The following is a 3,602-nucleotide window of genomic DNA, read 5'->3' as shown; positions in this document are numbered from 1 at the left end:
CGCCCCGGATCAGCAGGCGCGGACCAGGGGAGAAGGCGGCATATTGCAGGCGCTGCAGGGAAGAAGGAAAGGGAGCGGACATGATGGGCAGCTTGGATACACAAGAACACGAAAGCGGCAACGATACCCCGGTTCGGGGTAGGCTGCCACTGCCCTCCCGCACCATGGACAAGTTTCGTCTGCCGCATTAACGCACGCGGTCTTGCCAGCCTGGCGTGGCAGTGGCTGCCACGGCGTCGTGGGCATGAAGGCTTTCGAAGTGGGCCACCCGTACCGCGCAAGCGCCAAAGCGGGTTTCCAGCGCCTGCCGCAGGCGCCGTGCGGCATCTTCCACGTACATCAGGTTGGCACCATTGGCCAGCGCGAAGGCTTGTTCATCGGCACACTCAATACAATGGGAATTCAGTACCGGGTCCGCGCGGACGGATCCTTGGTGGTTCTTAGCGCGCACGTGGATAAACTCTTGGGTGGTAACGTTGAGAGCAGCAAGCGTGTGCGTGAGCCGAAGTGGGAGGCACTGAAATATGCCTAAGCCAAGAAGTGCGCAACATCGAGGACTGCCTACGCGTTGGGTACTGCACCACGGTGCATACTACTATCATGTACCGGCCGGCCTTGAGTCGCGTTGGGATGGTAAAAAGAAGTTCCGTCTCGGCGGCACATTACCAGAGGCATATAGGACCTGGGCGGCGCGCCTGGAGAAATTGGATGCGGCAGAAACCGTTGCGCAGCTGCTGGACAGGTACGCTCTGGAAGTAGTGCCGACCAAGGGGGTGAAGCAGCAGCTCGACGGAAATCGATACGTGGGTCGGCTGCGTGGGGTGTTCGGTGAGCTGCTGCTCACCGACATCCGTCCACAGCTCGTCTATCAGTTCATCGATAAGTCACCGAAGAAGGTGGCAGCGCGAAGAGCAGTGGCACTGCTGTCACATGCATTCACAAAAGCGGTGGAGTGGGGTTACGTCGATCGGCATCCTTTCATCGGGCAGATGCGCCTAGAAGGGCAAAAGCCCCGCGACCGATACGTGGAGGATTGGGAAATTGTGGAGTGCTTAGCGCTCAAACGGCAGTCGAACGGAGGATCGTCGGGCGTCCCCATCATCCAGGCTTACATGCGCATTAAGTTGCTGACCGGAATTTCAAAAGGGGACCTACTGCGCTTGGTTCCTTCGGAGGATTTTAAGGAAGACGGCATCCACGTGCAACGCCGGAAGGTGAAGAATTCGACCGGCAAGCGAACCATTTACGCCTGGACGCCGGATTTGCGCGACGAGGTGTTTCAAGCTATGGAAGCACGTCCGAAAAAGGTCGATCTACTGTTCTGCACCCGTACCGGGACCAGCTATTACAATGAAGAGAGAGACGACTTCAGCGGCTGGGATTCCATGTGGCAGCGGTTCATGGTTCGCGTGTTGACGGAAACGAAGGTGACGCAATCTTTCACCGACCATGACCTACGCGCCAAGTGCGCGAGTGACGCCGATAGCCTGGAGCAAGCCCGCGCATTGTTAGCCCATGCTGACGCACGGACGACCAGACGAATTTACCGCCGCAAGCCTGAGTTGGTGCAGCCGCTTAAAGCGCGATTTGAGTGATGAAAACGACATTAAAAAAAGCCTGCAAAGCAGGTTCAGATTGATGGCAAAGCCTTGGCGAGAGCCAAGGCTTTATTGTTTAATCGGTCACGCTCAAAAAACCGACCGCTGTCCAGCACGAGTTAGAGATAGAGATGGTGACCATCGAGATGCTCGTGCCCAAGGGGCACCTGTTGCGCAAGATCGACGCGGCGGTGGATTTCGAGCTCATCCGAGAGAAGGTGGCGTGAAGCGACGATTGATCGGTGGGTGGACACGGCAAAGCTGCATCGTGTAACTTCGTTTTACTGCTATATAGGAAAAAGGCACGCTACAGTCCACGGAACGACGATAGGGGCTCAGCATATCGTCAGGAAGCCGTGCGAGAATGAAAATAGCACGTTGAACCCATAGCGGCGGTTTCTATCGCCTGCGGAGCGCTTTCTTGGCCCGGGAATGAGATCACCGTCGAACGCAGTACATCCGTCAACATACTGCCTCATCACTCATCATGAAAGAGATCAAGGCCAGCATCAGCCTCATCTGTATTGAAAAATCAAAGAAGAGCATTTCAGGTGGCATTTCCCTGCTGGCTATTCTTGTTGTACTCGCAGTCCCCGCGCTACCGGTACAGGCTCAAATGGACCCCGAAGTACTCACTCCTGTCCCGGCATTACAAGACGGCCGCTTGGAAGTGACCACAGCAGCGGGCTCGGGCATCGCACTTCTGCATGTTACCCGCGACTGGAGTGTGGTGCAGCCCGGTATACAGCGTGCGGTCATTGTTATTCACGGATGGCCGCGACGCGATCTTCGCTCGGGAGAATTCGCCGCGACCAGAGCTGGCGCCAATGCGCAAACGGCCATTGTCATCACGCCTCAATTTCTGATTCAGGCTGACGTCACCCGGTATCAGCTACCACCGTCAACCTTGCGCTGGGGCCCCAATGACTGGGCGATCGGCCGCGATGCCATCGCCCCTGCACGGATCAGTTCATTTGAGGTACTTGACGCCATTCTCCAGCGGCTCGCTGACCGACAGAGATTCCCTGATCTGCGAGAGGTCGTCATTGCCGGGCATTCGGCTGGAGGACGATTCGCGCAGCATTATGCTGCGGTCGAACACGGCGAAGCCCAGCTTCTGAAAAACGGTATCCATATTCGCTACGTGGTGGCCAACCCTTCCGCCTATCTCTATCTGAACGATGAAAGGCCAGTGCCCCCCACCGCCACCTGCACCACCGTCAACCGATGGGAATACGGCCTCGGCAGCAACATTCCCAGGTATGTGCAAGCCCCGCTGAATCCGCAAGCCGTCCGCGAACGCTATTTCGCCAAAGATATCATCTATCTTTTAGGCACCGCTGATAACGACCCCCATCATCATCAACTCGACAGGAGCTGCGCCGCAGAGGCTCAAGGGCCGACACGATTTCAACGCGGACTGGCTTATGTGGAGAGGATGAAAGCAAGTGGCGCTCTGCACCAGAGCTTGCTGGAGGTTCCAGGCGTTGGTCACCACAGTTCGCAGATGTTTGCCTCCACCTGTGGCGTGTCAGCTCTATTCGGCGACGGTAGCTGCGGGGACATGGCATCAGGCTGGGGCTGGGAGCACGCTATGTCAGCGCCACCAGCGGCAATGGTGGGGGGACGCCGGTCAAGGTGCCGGGATATACGCTGTTGGATGGCCTGGTCGGCTATGACCTCGCACACTGGAGCCTGGCCTTGAATTTGCGCAACCTCACCAACAAGACCTATCTGACCAATTGCGATACCGCTGCGGCCACGTGCTATTACGGAGACCAGCGCAGCATCCTGGCCACGGCCACCTATCATTGGTGAGGACCAGGGCCTGTTCACGAGGAACATCGGGACCAGGCACCTTGCGCTTTACAGCGCGTTTACACAAACCCCTGCAAATACAACCCGCTTTTTACGCCCCAACTCCTACATTGAGGTCTTCTCCACTAACGGGCCGGCTCNCGCCGGCCCTGACCTCNTGAGACCGATTGCCATCTTCCAGCATGA

Annotated in this window: 3 protein-coding genes and 1 pseudogene; 3 read left to right on the top strand and 1 reads right to left on the bottom strand. The window is 57.4% G+C overall.

What is annotated here, in order from left to right; genetic code table 11:
* Positions 1–187: 187 nt before the first annotated feature.
* Positions 188–391 (bottom strand): annotated as a pseudogene (locus tag I5W_RS14675) (GTP cyclohydrolase, FolE2/MptA family); the annotation flags it as partial.
* A gap of 313 nt (positions 392–704) precedes the next feature.
* Here I5W_RS14675 and I5W_RS14670 point away from each other — a divergent pair.
* The 3 genes from I5W_RS14670 (at position 705) to I5W_RS29860 (ending at position 3,416) form a co-directional block, all read left to right on the top strand.
* The gene (locus I5W_RS14670) at positions 705–1,595 is read left to right on the top strand and encodes an integrase (protein ID WP_044529777.1); all 891 of its coding nucleotides are present in this window, start codon (positions 705–707) and stop codon (positions 1,593–1,595) included.
* Between the two features lie 490 nt (positions 1,596–2,085).
* Positions 2,086–3,303: an alpha/beta hydrolase gene (locus tag I5W_RS14665; protein WP_252717034.1), complete on the top strand. Its 1,218-nt coding sequence runs from the start codon at positions 2,086–2,088 to the stop codon at positions 3,301–3,303.
* On the top strand, positions 3,237–3,416 hold the full coding sequence (locus tag I5W_RS29860; RefSeq protein ID WP_252717033.1) for a TonB-dependent receptor: 180 nt from the start codon (positions 3,237–3,239) through the stop codon (positions 3,414–3,416). The genes I5W_RS14665 and I5W_RS29860 overlap by 67 nt, the downstream gene beginning before the upstream one ends.
* The last annotated feature ends 186 nt before the right edge of the window (positions 3,417–3,602 follow it).

The sequence above is a fragment of the Herbaspirillum sp. B65 genome (assembly GCF_000333555.1).
In the GTDB taxonomy this organism is placed as follows: Bacteria; Pseudomonadota; Gammaproteobacteria; order Burkholderiales; family Burkholderiaceae_D; genus Herbaspirillum; species Herbaspirillum rubrisubalbicans.
This window is presented reverse-complemented; position numbering and strand designations above follow the sequence as displayed.